Genomic DNA, 14,866 nt, shown 5'->3' with positions numbered 1-14,866 from the left:
TTTATGCTGTCGTAAATACCTTTTTTATTTATTAAATAACTTATAAATTCACCATTCGACTTGGGCGAATTACATTATCTAATCCAATTTCAGCTACACCTAAAAATTGCTTTTGAGGTGAAAAAAGTCTTACCTGACCATTCAATTTTTGCTCATTAATAAATTTTACTCGTTGACCAAAACTCACCGATTTTGTTTGTTCTTCTGTAAGCATAAGCTCTGGTAATTTAGAAACGGCACTATCAACTGGAAGTAAATAACTATCTAAAATTGATAAGTCATTTTGTTCAGCTAATTTTTGCAATTGTTCCCAAGTAATCATTGAATGAATGGGATAATCTGACACAGCCGTACGCCTTAACATTGTCACATGGGCACCACATCCAAGATATTCTCCTAAATCATCCACTAAGGTTCTAATATAGGTACCCTTAGAGCAATGCACGTCTAAAACTAAATTAGGCGCATCATAACGAATAAAATTTAATTCAAAAATAGTTATGGGGCGTGCTTCACGTTCTACAGTAATTCCAGCTCGTGCATATTCATATAGAGGTTTACCATTATGCTTTAATGCAGAAAACATTGTAGGAACCTGCATAATCTCACCACGAAAGTGCAGTAATGCATGAATAATATCTTGTTCTGTGACATTTACAGAGCAAGTTTTAACGATTTGACCTTCTGCATCTGACGTATCAGTTCGCTCACCTAACTTTGCAATCACTTGATAACGTTTATCTGCATCCAATAAAAATTGAGAGAATTTTGTCGCCTCGCCTAAACAAATTGGCAACATTCCTGTTGCCAATGGATCTAAAGCACCCGTATGACCTGCTTTATTTGCCTGATAAATGCGTTTTACTTTTTGTAAAATATCATTAGATGACATACCTTGCGGTTTATCAAGTAAAAAAACACCATTAATATCACGTCCACGTTTACGGGGTCTCGACATTATTCTTCTCCGCTTTCATCATCGATATGACGTTCTTTATCGTGACGTACCACATTAGTCACTAAATTAGACATACGCATGCCTTCTACTAAAGATTGATCATATTCGAAACGTAGTTCTGGCACAATACGTAAACGCATTGCTTTGCCCACTAATGAACGAATATAAGGCGCTGCTTTTTCAAGCGCTTTCATACCTTGAGTAATAGCCTCTTCATCATTATTGAACAAGAATGTCACGAAAACTTTTGCATAGGCTAAATCTCGTGAAACTTCAACATCAGATACTGTCACCATACCTACACGAGGATCTTTTACTTCACGTTGAAGAATGACAGCAACTTCTTTTTGAAGTTCTTGAGCGACACGGTCGCTACGTTTAAATTCTCTTGCCATTGTATTTTCTCTGTTAAATTTGGCATTTTACTGCCTATTATATTAATTTAAATGGCACAGATTTAAGATCTGCGCCATTGATTAATTTGCTAAAGTGCGGATAAATTTTTAGAAATTTTGACCGCACTTTTAAAGATTAGATTGAACGTTTAACTTCAACCACTTCGAAGACCTCAATTTGGTCGCCTACTTTAACATCATTATAGTTTTTAACGCCAATACCACATTCCATACCACTACGGACTTCATTAACATCATCTTTAAAGCGACGTAGAGATTCTAATTCACCTTCAAAGATAACTACATTATCACGTAATACACGGATTGGATTATTACGTTTAATCACACCTTCAGTGACCATACAACCTGCGATTGCACCAAATTTAGGAGAACGGAAGACATCACGAACTTCTGCAAGGCCAATAATTTCTTGTTTAAACTCAGGTTGTAACATCCCGCTCATTGCCGCTTTAATTTCATTTAATAATTCATAAATGATTGAATAGTAACGTAAGTCAATATTTTCAGCTTCAATAATACGACGAGCCGATGCATCGGCACGAACATTAAAGCCCACCATAATAGCATTTGAAGCCGCTGCTAATGTAGCATCAGTTTCAGTGATACCACCTACACCTGAACCAACAATTTTTACTTTTACTTCATCTGTTGATAGCTCAGTTAATGATTGGCAAATTGCTTCCACAGAACCCTGTACGTCTGCCTTAACAATGATATTAAGTTCAGCGACATCACCTTCAGACATGTTACTAAACATATTTTCAAGTTTTGCTTTTTGTTGACGAGCAAGTTTCACTTCACGGAACTTACCTTGACGATATAAAGCCACTTCACGAGCTTTTTTCTCATCACGCACAACCGTTGCTTCATCACCAGCAGAAGGCACGCCTGAAAGACCTAACACCTCAACTGGAATTGAAGGGCCTGCGAGTGCAACATCTTTACCATTTTCATCTCGCATTGCACGTACACGACCGTATTCAAAACCACAAAGAACAATATCACCACGATGTAATGTACCAGATTGAACAAGGATAGTTGCTACTGGACCACGGCCTTTATCTAGGTAGGATTCAATTACGACACCAGTCGCCATACCATCTTTAACCGCTGTTAATTCAAGCACTTCTGATTGTAATAAGATAGCATCTAATAATTCATCAATACCTGTCCCTTTTTTCGCAGATACGGGTACAAATTGTACTTCACCACCGAATTTCTCAGAAATCACTTCATATTGAAGTAATTCTTGTTCTACACGTTCTGGATTTGCCTCAGGTTTATCGATCTTATTGACGGCAACCACTAATGGAGCACCAGCTGCTTTAGCATGTTGGATCGCCTCAATAGTTTGTGGCATTACGCCATCATCTGCTGCTACAACAAGAACAACAATATCCGTTGCCTTCGCACCTCGAGCACGCATTGAAGTAAAGGCAGCATGTCCCGGAGTATCTAAGAAGGTAATCATTTTACCATCAGCAGTTTCTACGTGATAAGCACCGATATGCTGAGTAATACCGCCAGCCTCGCCAGCGGCAACTTTCGCTTTACGAATATAGTCAAGTAATGATGTTTTACCATGGTCAACGTGTCCCATGATAGTGACTACTGGCGCACGTTGTACTTTTTCGGCATTTACATCACGATCTTCTAATACAGATTCTTCTAATTCATTTTCTTTACGAAGAATCACTTTATGTCCCATTTCCTCAGCCACTAATTGAGCTGTTTCTTGGTCAATCACTTGGTTAATGGTTACCATTTCACCCATTTTCATCATAAATTTAATGATTTCAGTTGCTTTAACTGCCATTTTATTGGCTAATTCTGCAACTGTAATGGTTTCACCAATGATAACATCTGATTTTGCTACTTGAGCAGGTTTGGTAAAGGCTTGTTGAATAGCACTACCGCCTTTTTTACCTTGTTTACCCTTACCACCTTTTGGTTGATTACGACGATTTGACTCACGCTCATTTTTAGTGCTTTCTTCTTCACGTCCGCCTTTTTTCGCTTTTACCACTTTATTTTTGCCACGTCCACGATTCTCGTTACGACGTTCCTCTTCATCTTCGGCTTCACGAGCATAGCTTGATGTCAAGTTGTAATCTGCAAAATCATCTGATAATTCAGCACTAACATCATTATCTTCGGCAATTGCAGCTAAACGTTTTGCTTCTTCAGCAGCTTTACGAGCCTGTTCTTCTGCCTTTTGACGAGCTAATTCATCTGCTTTACGGCGTAATTCAGCCTCTTCAGCTTTAATGCGTTCTTTTTCCAAGTCAACTGCTTTTACAGGCTCAGCTTTTGCTACTTCAACTTTAGCTGCCTCAGTTGCTTTTTTTTCAGCTTCAGCAAGTTTCTTCGCCTTTTCTGCTGCTTCTTTTGCGGCTTTATCCAATGCGGCCTGTTGTTGAGCTTTTAATTGTGCTTCCTCAGCTGCTTTTTTAGCCGCCATTTCAGTATCAATTTTACGAGATTTGCGTACTTCAACTTGTACCTTACCACCAGCTACGGTAGTTTTTGTTCTACGCTGTAAGCTCAGTTTCTTTGGTGCATTTTCGCTTTGTGTTTCTTTATCACTCATAACTTTTATCCTTATTCATCACCAAACCAACAGATATTACGCGCAGCCATAATCAACTCCGCTGCTTTTTCTGCACTTAGCTCTTCAATATCCGCTAAATCATCAACACCTTGTTCCGCTAATTCTTCAAGGGTTTTTATTTCTTTCTCTGCTAATTTGAATGCAATGTGACGTTCCATACCATTAAGATTTAATAATCTGTCTTCAATATGTGCTTGTTTTAATGCTTCTTCTTCAGCTAACGCTTTTGCTGTTAATGTATTTTTTGCTCGAGTTTGTAATTCTTCAACCAAATCTTCATCTTCTAGCCCATCAATTGCGGTTAATTCATTTACCGGAACATAAGCTAATTCTTCAAGACTTGAAAAACCTTCATCAATTAACAATTGAGCAAAATCTTCATCAATTTCAAGTGATGTCATAAATAAGTTTAAAATCTTATTGTCTTCTGCTTGATGTTTTTCTGTTAATTCATCAGAAGTCATCACATTTAATGTCCATCCCGTTAATTGGGTTGCTAAACGTACATTTTGACCATTGCGACCAATTGCTTGAGCAAGGTTTTCTGAATCAACAGCAATATCCATTGAATGATTATCTTCGTCTACTACAATTGAACTCACATCAGCAGGAGCCATTGCATTAATCACGAATTGTGCAGGGTTATCATCCCATAGAACGATATCTACACGCTCACCACCTAACTCATTAGTGATAGCTTGAACTCGAGCACCACGCATGCCAACACAAGCACCTACAGGATCAATACGTTTATCATTGCTTTTTACTGCAATTTTAGCACGTGAACCAGGGTCACGAGATGCTCCTTTTATTTCAATTAGCTCTTCACCAATTTCAGGAACTTCTAAGCGAAATAATTCTTCAATCATTACAGGTTTAGCACGAGTTACGAACAATTGTGCACCTTTACTTTCTGGATTAACTTTGTAAAGTACTCCGCGAACACGGTCACCAGGTCGGAAGTTTTCACGTGGTAACATATCTTCTCGTGTAATAACTGCTTCTGCTTTTGCAGGATCTTCTTTATTGCCTGTCAATTCTAAAATAATAGAATCACGAGTCACTTTTTTTACTGTTCCTGTGACAATTTTACCTTCTTCAGAACGAAATTGTTCAACCACTTTATTACGTTCTGCTTCACGAATTTTTGTACTAATTACTTGGCGAGCAGTTTGCATAGTAATACGGTCAAATGCCACTGACTCAATTTGATCTTCGACAAAATCTCCTAACTGAATCGTCGGATCTTCAAATTGTGCTGCTTCTAGAGTAATTTCTTTAGTTGGATTAGTGACATTTTCAACAACCAACCAACGACGATAAGTCTCAAACTCGCCGGTTTTTTGATTAATCACAACACGAACATCGATTTCTTGTTCATATTTTTTCTTAGTTGACAGTGCAATTGCACTTTCTAATGCTTCAAAAATCTTTTCGCGTGGTAATAACTTTTCATTTGATACTGCTTCTGCAGCTAATAAAATTTCTTTGCTCACTTTCGATTGCCTCTAATTAAAATTTTGGAATTACGTTTGCTTTTTGAATATTACCAAACACTAAAACTTGTTCTTGACCATCAACTATTAACGTTAACATATTATTATCAATTTTCTCTAACTTACCCTGCCATTTACGACGATCTAATACTGGAATACGTAAATGCAGTGACACATCTTGTCCAACATAACGTTGAAATTGATCTAATGTAAATAATGGTCGATCTAAACCAGGTGAAGAAACTTCAAGGTTATATTTATCAGCGATAGGATCTTCAACATCTAAGATTGCACTCACTTGACGACTGACATCCGCACAATCATCAACCGTGACACCGCCTTCTTTATCTATATATAAACGGACTGTCATAAAACGACCTGCACGTTGACATTCAATCCCCCAAAGTTCACAGCCTAAATCCTCTACTGACCCCTGAAGCATTTCTTGTAAATTTTGTTCTAATGTTGCCAAATTATTCTCCTGTAGAATTCATATTTACAATAAATTCCTATAAATTTAGATAGTTAAGCATTCCACACTCAAATTTTAGGTATAAAAAAAGGGCGTAATGCCCAGCTTTTACATTAAATTTTATACATAAAAAAACCCCTAATCATGATTGGGGTTCCTCACTGAGCCTATTATGCTTTACTACAATAAGCAAGTGGTTGCGGGGGCTGGATTTGAACCAACGACCTTCGGGTTATGAGCCCGACGAGCTACCAAGCTGCTCCACCCCGCGTCCGAAATATGTGGCGTATTATAGACATAAATTTGACAAATATCAAGTTATTGAAAAAATAAATTAAAATGCTACCGCGCTTTCATCAAATCACCAGCGAATGCCAGAATTAATTCCAATACCTGCTCCACCATTATTGACGCCAAACCCACCACCAACAGAACAACTACTCATACAAGTCGCAATAATGATAAAAATAAATAATTTTTTCATATTATTTTCCTAATGTTTTTTAATTAAAGGAAACATATTTTCAAATAACCGATAAATCGCAATTAAATCCATTCTTGCAATAGGTTTGAAAGGCAACAATACATAATAAAGACAACGACTTTTTTCCACAAAATTTAAAACTTGTTGCCATAGTTGTGGCTCACAACATACACTACAGGTGTTAATCACATACTGAATTTGTTCATTGGAAATAGATTTTGTACGACAAACGCCATGTATAAAAATAAGTATATCACGTATTTTTTTCCATTCTAAATTTTGGCTATGTGATTGAGCTTCAAAATCCATAAATATAATTTGACCTTTTTCCCAAGCAATATCTCGTAGTGCGGGGCGACCATGAATTAAATTTCTTCGATGCAACTCTGTCAAACCATGTACTGCATCAGATAAAATTTGATTTTGCTCTTCAATATCTAATCCTAAATCTGCATTTTCAACCCATTGATTAATCGTTAATCCAACATCTTTTAGAACAAAAAAATTGTCACCTGAAAGCATTAACGTTGGCACTGGTGCGTGTTTTGCATTTAATTCTTTCAATAGGTTTAATTCATTTTGAAAAGCTTGTTTTGGATGTGGCTTTAATATTTTCCAAATGCCATGTAAAACTTCAGGTTGCTTAATCCAATAAAGTTGGTGATTAAACTCAAAGCGAAATATTCGTTCATTTCGATGCTCTTGCAATAATTTTTCAACATGCTGGGCAAACATAGCTTGCTCATCCGCTGTCATTTCTAACTCCTTCAGATTAAAATTTCTAAAATGCTACCGCACTTTGCTAAACCAACCTTAGACATTTACCCTACAATGAAAGGCTAAAGCAATGAACTTATACTGCTCTACACTGACTAATAGTAAAGTTTCTTGATCGGTTTATTTTAGCTTTTTTTAGGATATTTTTAAATTAAAGATTTTTATGAGGTTATCTTAATGTTGAGATCTAAATTAATATTTTACGCTACCTTTCTAATGACATTATTTTTTTCAATCACACAAGCTTATGCATTTTCAGTGAGTGAAGAAGAGATCAATGATTATTTAGCGAAAAAGGGTGAAATATCAGATCAAATTGGTTTACCTAATTTATTTGGTATGAATTATAAAATTCAAAACCTTACGACTAAAATTGGTCAGTCTGATTCTAAACGAGTGGAAGTAAGTGGCACACTTGATGGATTAATTAACCTACAAAGAAAAGCCTATGCAGGAAAAATTAATCTTACTATTGATACCATTCCTTATTATGATCCTAAAACGGGTTCAATCTATTTACGTGATTTACGGATTATTAATTGGTCAGGCTCTCCACAAACCTATATGGAAAAAATTGAACCTATTATGCCTTATCTTAATCAGAGTATTGCTATGTTAATGACAAACATGCCTATTTATACTTTAGATGAAACTAAACCTCGTGAAATGTTAATCAAAAAATTTGCAAAAGGCATTTCTGTTGAAAAAGGAAGAATCAGCTTAGAAACAGATATACTGTAATATCCCGATAATAAATTTAAGGCATATAAAATATGCCTTAACTTTGAACTTATTTATGCTCTCTAATCCGATTCCATAATCTTGGATCTAAACGTAATTTTAACAGTTTAGGATGTTCCATAATATTAAATACAGGTTCAACACCTTGTTTTGTTTGGCGATAATAATCTCGTAATAAAATCCATACGATAGGCGATAAAATAAGTAAAGCAATTAAATTGAGCATAGCCATTATCGCCATTACGGTATCCGCAAATGCCCAAACAATTCCTCCTGAATTTACCGCACCAAAATATACAAAGAACAATACCAATAATCTAAATAAATTGACAACAATAGGGTTATTTTTAATAAAACGCATATTGCTTTCAGCATAGGCGTAATTCCCAATAATGGATGAAAACGCAAATAACAATAAAATAAAGGCTAAGAAATGTACCCCAAACTCACCTATATGATATTGCAACGCTTTTTGTGTTAATGAAATACTTTTTAGGGATTCACTACCATAGTTGTCCGACAATAAAATAATAATGGCAGTACAACTACAAACTAAGATAGTATCAACAAAAACCCCTAGCATCTGTATAAGACCTTGACTCACAGGGTGTTTTACATCTGAAGTAGCTGCAATATTCGGTGCAGAGCCCATACCCGCCTCATTCGAAAATAAACCACGTTTAATCCCTAATAGCATGGCTTTAGACAGTACGGCACCAAAAATCCCTCCTGCCATAGCAGAAAAATCAAATGCGCTGCTAATAATTAAGTAAATGATAGAAGGCACTTTGTCATAGTGCATACCTAAAATAATCAAAGCGAGAATTAAATAACACAATGCCATCATTGGTACAATACGAGCCGAAAAACGACCAATTCGTTTTATACCACCAAAAATAATAAAAGAGGTTAGTAATACTAACAACAGCCCTACATAATGAGCATCCCAATCCCATGCATTACGAGTTGCCTCCACAATAGAATTGGATTGAACCGCATTAAAGGCAAAACCAAAGGTAAAAATAAGTGCTAATGCAAAAGCAATCGCCAATAATTTAGAGCCTACACCTTGTGAAATATAATAAGCAGGCCCGCCTCTAAATGAACCTTTAGCATCTTTAATCTTAAATAACTGTGCTAAAGAAGATTCAGCAAAGGCACTAGACATACCAATCAATGCAGTAACCCACATCCAAAATACAGCACCAGGTCCACCTAATGCAATCGCTGTTGCTACTCCACTAATATTACCCACGCCAACCCTACTTGCCAATCCCGTTGCAAAGGCTTGAAATGGTGAAAGTGAATCTCCTTGCGATGCACGCCCGAACCACATTTCACGAATACTATGTGGAAATAAACGTAACTGTACAAACCCTGTAGTAATTGTAAAAAAAAGCCCTACACCTAACAAGGTAACTATAGTCGCATTCCATAATGGCCCATCAAAATGTTCTACGAACCAACGAATTCCCTGTTCTATATAACTAATAAAATTCGAAAACATTTTAAATTCCTTAAAAGTCCTAATAAAAATAAGTAGTGAATTTTAATGATCAAGATTGAAATTACCAGTAAAAAATGATAAAAAAATAAAAACAACTTCATTTAGATGAATATTTTTCAATTAAAGAAGAATAAATAATCGATTTTTTAGAAAAAATAAAAAAGCAAGATAATAATCTCGCTTTTTATTATTAGTCGGTAAGAAACAATGCGGCGGCACCTCGTACACCACCAGAATCACCATATTTAGCTTTTTTAATCACGGGCACTTTTGCACTACGCATTAAATGTTTCGGTAAAACTCTCGGTAAGGCTTCATATAAATAATCAAAATTAGACAATCCACCGCCTAATACAATCAGGTGTGGATCTAAAGCTGTAATAATATTACCTAGAGAAATTGAAGCTAATTCTATAAAAATTTCCACAAACTCTACCGCACTTTGCTCTCCCGCATAGAAGAGTTCAATAATGGCTTTTGCGGATAATGTGTCTCCTTTAAGATCTCGATAAAGCCATTCAAATCCACGGCCTGATAAATAATTATCCAAGCAAGCTTGGTTGCCACAACCACATTCATAAATAGGTGCTTTATCCCACCCTAATAATTTTAAAGCATGATAATTTAATTGTAGATGCCCTAATTCACCTGCCATGCCTGTTTCGCCTGAATGCACTTTGCCATTAAAAACTAATCCACCGCCAAAACCTGTTCCTAAAATCAACCCTAAGACAAAAGGATATTTTTGATTTTCTGTTGCCCAAGCTTCCGATAAGGCAAAACAATTTGCATCATTTTCTGCACGAACTTCTCTACCTAAATATTGAGTGAGATCCTTTAAGATTGGTTTATTATCCGCTGCACGAATATTAGTAATTTCAGCAATTCCTGTATCTGGATTAACGAAACCTGGAATTCCTAGCCCGACAGAACCTTTCTCATTAAATTTTTCATCGGCTGCACGCACAAGTGATGCGATAGTTTCTAACCATTGTTCATAGCTATCTTTCGGTGTATCCACACGTTGAGAATATTGCTTTTCTAACTGCTCATTAAAAACAGCTAATTCAATTTTTGTACCGCCAATATCTAAACCATACAGCATTTTTTATCCTTAATTACTTAAGTAAACATCTAGGTGCGAAATCTTTTGCAAAAAATTGTTTCTTTTCCAAAAAGATAAATAATGCACAATGCAATCCCCAAGAAATTAACGCACTTACCAATAAATCAATTGGATAATGCATACCTAAACGTAATCGACTAATCAGCATTAATACTGCCCAAAGTGCGGTCAAAAATACAAAAATTTTTGCTTTTATGGAAGTATCATTTAATAAACGCATAAATCCAGCCACTAACAATAACCAGCTAACCGCAAAGATAGTATGACCTGATGGAAAAGAATAACTAACTTCTTCCATTCTATGTTTAACTAACCAAGTTGGTGTCTCAGCTTTACTTGTATAATAATTATTTACAATAATTTTGCGTTGTGCTTTAGTTTGATCATAAAAATACTCAGCACTAGCTCCCGAATCTTGTGCTAATTGTTCAACGTAAGGGCGAGGCTCGGCAAACACATGTTTTAAACCCGTTTTAACGCCTTGGGTTATTACTGTAGAAAAAGCTAAAACTAAGACAATAAAAATCCATTGATTTTTCGTTTTAGCAAATGGAAAGAAAAGTAAGGCGAACACACCACAAGTCATTAAAGCGTAAGGCGCCGTACTGGTTTCAGTTAACCAATATAAAAAATGATCAAAATTGGTTATCTCCTCGTCACCTTGCCAATGCCAACCAGAAATCCATGCAAAAATAGGCACAAGACAAAGTAAAAGAGTATATAATGACAATCGTTTTAACATTTTTATAATTTCCCATAGTTGAAAAGATGCATTTTAACATTACATAGTGGAAAAGTAGATAGTAGAGGTAAGGATTTATTTATGTCAAAAATTCAATTGGTTGCAGAAGCAAATCTTCCAACAGAATTTGGACTCTTTAAAATTGTGGGTTTTGAATTTCCAGACACAAAAAAAGAACATGTTGCCTTAGTCATGGGTGATATTAGTCATAGTGAAGAAAAACCTGTTTTAGCACGTATCCATTCTGAATGTTTAACTGGCGATGCTTTACATAGTCTAAAATGTGATTGTGGTTTCCAACTTACTACCGCATTACGTCAAATCAGTGAGGAGGGCCGTGGCGTTCTGATTTATCATCGTGAAGAAGGGCGAGGCATTGGGTTGATTAATAAAATTCGTGCTTATTCATTACAAGATCAGGGAATGGATACGATAGAAGCTAATCTTGCTTTAGGTTTTGCCGCTGATGAACGTAACTTCTGTGTTTGTGCTGATATTTTTGAATTATTAGGAATATCCAAAGTACGTTTGTTAACCAACAACCCAAATAAAATTGATACAATGAAAAAAGCGGGTATTAATATTGTAGAGCGTGTGCCACTAAACGTAGGCGAAAATCGTTATAATCGTGGTTATTTAGATACTAAAGCAAAAAAAATGGGACATTTTATTGTCCATAATAATGAAAAACATTTCTTAGAATGTCCACATTGTCAGTCTGAAATTCCTAATTCAAATAAATAGAAAACATCGCCCTCCTAGGAGGGCTTTTTAGATCTAATTAAACAATATTAATTGCTCTTCATCATCTCTAAACTTAGAAAGGTTAGTCTGTAAAGGCAGAAAGAGTTAACCATTTTCTACAAACTTTTCACGCAATTTATGTAATTGATCACGAATCGCCGCAGCTTTTTCAAATTCAAGATCTTGTGCAAACTTATACATTTGTTGCTCAAGCTTTTTAACTTGTTGTTGATATTCTTTAGGATTGTTCGGTATATCATAAACTGCGGTTGATTCAGCAACTTTTTGTGTGCGTTGTTTACTGCGAGATTTGTTTGAACCACCTTGCCCAATATCTAATAATTCTCCTACTTTCTTATTTAAAGCCTGAGGAATAATACCTCGCTCCTCATTATATTTTATTTGTTTTTCACGGCGACGATTAGTTTCCGTAATTGCTTTTTCCATTGAATTAGTCATCCGATCCGCATAAAGAATTGCTTTACCTTTTAAGTTACGAGCTGCACGACCAATAGTTTGAATCAATGAGCGTTCTGAACGCAAAAAGCCTTCTTTATCCGCATCCAAAATAGCAACTAATGAAACTTCTGGTATATCTAAACCCTCACGTAATAAGTTAATTCCGACTAAAACATCAAACTCCCCCAAACGCAAATCACGAATAATTTCCACACGCTCAACAGTATCAATATCAGAATGCAAATAACGAACTCGAACACCATGCTCTTCAAGATAATCAGTTAAATCTTCTGCCATACGCTTAGTTAAGGTTGTTACAAGTACACGCTCATTGCGTTCTGCCCGCTGACGAGCTTCTGATAATAAATCATCAACTTGAATAGCTACTGGGCGAATTTCAATTTCAGGATCCAATAATCCCGTCGGACGTACAACTTGATCAATAATTTCTGTACCCGATTTTTCTAACTCGTAAGGGCCTGGTGTTGCTGATACATAAATGGTTTGCGGCGCTAGACGTTCAAATTCTTCAAAACGCAATGGACGATTATCCAGTGCAGAGGGTAAGCGAAAACCATATTCCACTAAGGTTTCTTTACGAGAACGGTCACCTCGATACATTCCTCCAATCTGAGGCACTGTAACGTGCGATTCATCGATTACTAACAAAGCATCAGAAGGCATATAATCAAATAAAGTCGGTGGTGGTTGACCTTCATCACGACCTGATAAATAGCGTGAATAATTTTCGATACCAGAGCAATAACCTAGCTCATTCATCATTTCAATATCAAACTGAGTTCGTTGAGTAATACGTTGTTCTTCTAATAATTTATGCTGTTTAATAAACTCCTCTCGGCGAAGCACTAATTCGGCTTTGATCTTTTCAATTGCATCGAGAATTTGCTCTCTTGGCGTCACATAATGGGTTTTAGGATATACCGTAAAACGAGGGACCGTACCAAAACTTGTTCCAGTGAGAGGATCAAATAAACTCAAACGTTCAATCTCATTATCAAATAACTCAATTCGCACAGCTTTATCATCGGATTCGGCAGGGAAAATATCAATAATTTCACCACGTACACGAAAAGTACCACGTTGGAACGCTTGGTCATTACGTGTATATTGCAATTCGGCTAAACGAGCTAAAATCTGACGTTGATCGATAATTGCTCCTGTCTGCAAGTGCAACATCATTTTTAAATATGAATCAGGATCACCCAAACCATAAATAGCAGAAACCGAAGCAACTACAATAGTATCTCTGCGTTCTAAGAAAGATTTTGTTGCAGACAAACGCATTTGTTCTATTTGATCATTAATAGAAGCATCTTTCTCAATAAAGGTATCACTCGCAGGCACATAGGCTTCAGGCTGATAATAATCATAGTAAGAAACAAAATATTCCACCGCATTTTCAGGAAAAAAGGTTTTCATTTCAGCATAGAGCTGTGCCGCCAGGGTTTTATTTGGCGCAAGTAACATGGCTGGACGATTCAATTTTGCAATTACATTAGCAATAGTGAAGGTTTTCCCTGAACCTGTTACCCCAAGTAACGTTTGGTGAGCTAAGCCATCATTGAGGTTTTCGCTCAATCGTTCTATCGCCTGAGGCTGATCACCTGAAGGCTGAAACGTTGAATGCAAAATAAACGGTTTAGAATTTATTTTATGTGACATAGATTTTTTGACTCAAACTCTTATGTTAAATAAACCAAAAGTGCGGTTCTATTTTCATAAATTTTTATATGATGAAAAAGAAAATTTTCGATTTAATGCCTAGTTATCTCGATAAAATTAGATTTTAAGATTTTTTGCATTTTATCACAAAATCGTAACAAATTCAGAAGATAAAAATCTAAGTTTTACACAGACTTATATTTGTCAATATAAAATCCTCACAAAATTAAAAAATTTTTTAAAATATTTTACTGGAATTTTGTTAACTTATTGATAAATATATAAATGTTATTTTACAACCAATTATTTAACAAAATTCATCAAAGCCTTATATAATCAAGCCTTAGATAATCTTTAAGGTAATAATACACAGAGTTATCCACAGCTTTTGTGGATAGAAATTTAGGTAAGAAAAATAAAAACTTTTTACCGTTTGAGTGTTGACAAGATTACGACTAACATTTATCATTCGCAACCTATTCAGTAAGATACACTGAGGTAATACCGAATAATTCCTCCTTAGTTCAGTCGGTAGAACGGCGGACTGTTAATCCGTATGTCGCTGGTTCAAGTCCAGCAGGAGGAGCCAAATTCTCTTTTGGTTATCTTTTATTTGTCTCCTTTTATAAAAGTATAGTGTATCGCCAAAA

The 14,866-nt window shown here is 35.8% G+C and carries 13 protein-coding genes and 2 tRNA genes; 3 read left to right on the top strand and 12 right to left on the bottom strand.

What is annotated here, in order from left to right; all coding sequences use genetic code 11:
• Positions 1-40: 40 nt before the first annotated feature.
• The 8 genes from truB to BN1226_RS09040 all read right to left on the bottom strand — a co-directional run bounded on the left by truB (position 41) and on the right by BN1226_RS09040 (position 7,193).
• On the bottom strand, positions 41-958 hold the full coding sequence (gene truB / locus BN1226_RS09070; RefSeq protein ID WP_044470924.1) for a tRNA pseudouridine(55) synthase TruB: 918 nt from the start codon (positions 956-958) through the stop codon (positions 41-43).
• On the bottom strand, positions 958-1,353 hold the full coding sequence (gene rbfA / locus BN1226_RS09065; protein ID WP_044470923.1) for a 30S ribosome-binding factor RbfA: 396 nt from the start codon (positions 1,351-1,353) through the stop codon (positions 958-960). The genes truB and rbfA overlap by 1 nt, the downstream gene beginning before the upstream one ends.
• A gap of 136 nt (positions 1,354-1,489) precedes the next feature.
• Positions 1,490-3,964, bottom strand: a complete 2,475-nt coding sequence (infB, locus tag BN1226_RS09060; RefSeq protein WP_044470922.1) for a translation initiation factor IF-2 — start codon at positions 3,962-3,964, stop codon at positions 1,490-1,492.
• A gap of 11 nt (positions 3,965-3,975) precedes the next feature.
• The gene (gene nusA / locus BN1226_RS09055) at positions 3,976-5,481 is read right to left on the bottom strand and encodes a transcription termination factor NusA (RefSeq protein WP_044470921.1); all 1,506 of its coding nucleotides are present in this window, start codon (positions 5,479-5,481) and stop codon (positions 3,976-3,978) included.
• Positions 5,482-5,497: 16 nt separating this feature from the next.
• Positions 5,498-5,953, bottom strand: a complete 456-nt coding sequence (gene rimP / locus BN1226_RS09050; protein WP_044470920.1) for a ribosome maturation factor RimP — start codon at positions 5,951-5,953, stop codon at positions 5,498-5,500.
• Between the two features lie 194 nt (positions 5,954-6,147).
• Positions 6,148-6,224 (bottom strand) — tRNA-Met (locus BN1226_RS09045).
• 90 nt (positions 6,225-6,314) lie between these two features.
• On the bottom strand, positions 6,315-6,437 hold the full coding sequence (locus tag BN1226_RS10915) for a hypothetical protein (RefSeq protein WP_005759744.1): 123 nt from the start codon (positions 6,435-6,437) through the stop codon (positions 6,315-6,317).
• A 9-nt stretch (positions 6,438-6,446) separates the two neighbouring features.
• Complete coding sequence (locus tag BN1226_RS09040; protein ID WP_044470919.1) at positions 6,447-7,193, bottom strand: BUD32 family EKC/KEOPS complex subunit; 747 nt, start codon at positions 7,191-7,193, stop codon at positions 6,447-6,449.
• 237 nt (positions 7,194-7,430) lie between these two features.
• On the opposite strand from BN1226_RS09040, the gene BN1226_RS09035 reads away from it, so the two are divergent.
• Positions 7,431-7,955: a YceB family lipoprotein gene (locus tag BN1226_RS09035; protein ID WP_005759691.1), complete on the top strand. Its 525-nt coding sequence runs from the start codon at positions 7,431-7,433 to the stop codon at positions 7,953-7,955.
• A 49-nt stretch (positions 7,956-8,004) separates the two neighbouring features.
• Here the strand turns inward: BN1226_RS09035 and BN1226_RS09030 are convergent, their stop codons facing one another.
• The 3 genes from BN1226_RS09030 to BN1226_RS09020 all read right to left on the bottom strand — a co-directional run bounded on the left by BN1226_RS09030 (position 8,005) and on the right by BN1226_RS09020 (position 11,330).
• Entirely contained in the window at positions 8,005-9,462 is a 1,458-nt protein-coding gene (locus tag BN1226_RS09030; RefSeq protein ID WP_044470918.1) for an alanine/glycine:cation symporter family protein, read from the bottom strand.
• A 190-nt stretch (positions 9,463-9,652) separates the two neighbouring features.
• Positions 9,653-10,567, bottom strand: coding sequence for an N-acetylglucosamine kinase (gene nagK / locus BN1226_RS09025; protein ID WP_044470917.1), 915 nt, complete (start codon positions 10,565-10,567; stop codon positions 9,653-9,655).
• 13 nt (positions 10,568-10,580) lie between these two features.
• Positions 10,581-11,330, bottom strand: coding sequence for a phosphatase PAP2 family protein (locus tag BN1226_RS09020; RefSeq protein ID WP_044470916.1), 750 nt, complete (start codon positions 11,328-11,330; stop codon positions 10,581-10,583).
• A gap of 81 nt (positions 11,331-11,411) precedes the next feature.
• Between BN1226_RS09020 and ribA the strand changes: the two genes are divergently transcribed.
• Positions 11,412-12,074 (top strand): GTP cyclohydrolase II, encoded by a 663-nt coding sequence (gene ribA / locus BN1226_RS09015; protein ID WP_005759689.1) that lies wholly within the window; start codon positions 11,412-11,414, stop codon positions 12,072-12,074.
• A 105-nt stretch (positions 12,075-12,179) separates the two neighbouring features.
• Here the strand turns inward: ribA and uvrB are convergent, their stop codons facing one another.
• Positions 12,180-14,216, bottom strand: coding sequence for an excinuclease ABC subunit UvrB (uvrB, locus tag BN1226_RS09010; RefSeq protein WP_044470915.1), 2,037 nt, complete (start codon positions 14,214-14,216; stop codon positions 12,180-12,182).
• Positions 14,217-14,729: 513 nt separating this feature from the next.
• Here uvrB and BN1226_RS09005 point away from each other — a divergent pair.
• A tRNA-Asn gene (locus BN1226_RS09005) sits at positions 14,730-14,805 on the top strand.
• The last annotated feature ends 61 nt before the right edge of the window (positions 14,806-14,866 follow it).

Origin of the sequence: Mannheimia massilioguelmaensis, from assembly GCF_000940515.1 — a bacterium.
Lineage (GTDB): Bacteria > Pseudomonadota > Gammaproteobacteria > Enterobacterales > Pasteurellaceae > Basfia > Basfia bettyae.
This window is presented reverse-complemented; position numbering and strand designations above follow the sequence as displayed.